This window comes from Mariniradius sediminis (genome assembly GCF_021491425.1).
GTDB lineage: Bacteria > Bacteroidota > Bacteroidia > Cytophagales > Cyclobacteriaceae > Mariniradius > Mariniradius saccharolyticus.
In genome coordinates this window covers 1-449 of record NZ_JAKEVZ010000054.1, presented here as the reverse complement: position 1 = coordinate 449, position 449 = coordinate 1, and the positions used below count along the sequence as shown (strand labels likewise).

The window sequence follows — 449 nt, the reverse complement described above, 5'->3', positions numbered from 1 at the left end:
TAAATATATGGACTTGTAATCAGTAGGTCGCTGTCCACGATGTCTCCCGATAACCATCGGGACGGGACGATCCCGGCAGGGGGCTCAAAAGGGCAGCAGAGATGTTGCCTTTTTCATTTTCACCCTATGGAGACCCATTTTGTCTACATACTCTACTCCCCATCAACAGGTAGCTACTACATTGGCCAAACGATGGACTTGGAAAACCGGTTGATACAGCACAACAGCCACTTTTTCAAAGACTCGCACACAAAGGTTGCCGACGATTGGATATTAAAACTATCGATACCCTGCACATCGAGGAGGATGGCATTGGCTATTGAGAAACACATCAAGGGCAATAGGTCGAGGAAGTATCTCGAGAATTTGATAAGGTATTCCGGGATTTCAGAAAGGCTAATCTCTAAATATATGGACTTGTAATCAGTAGGTCGCTGTCCACGATGTCT

1 protein-coding gene is annotated in these 449 nt (G+C 45.7%); it reads left to right on the top strand.

The window, feature by feature from the left end; genetic code table 11:
- The first annotated feature begins 39 nt into the window (after window positions 1–39).
- The gene (locus tag L0U89_RS20645; RefSeq protein WP_369413265.1) at window positions 40–423 is read left to right on the top strand and encodes a GIY-YIG nuclease family protein; all 384 of its coding nucleotides are present in this window, start codon (window positions 40–42) and stop codon (window positions 421–423) included.
- Window positions 424–449 lie beyond the last annotated feature (26 nt).

Bases quoted from the DNA above. Each gene is read 5' to 3' on its own strand.
- L0U89_RS20645 (WP_369413265.1), top strand. From the start codon at position 40: ATGTCTCCCGATAACCATCGGGACGGGACGATCCCGGCAGGGGGCTCA.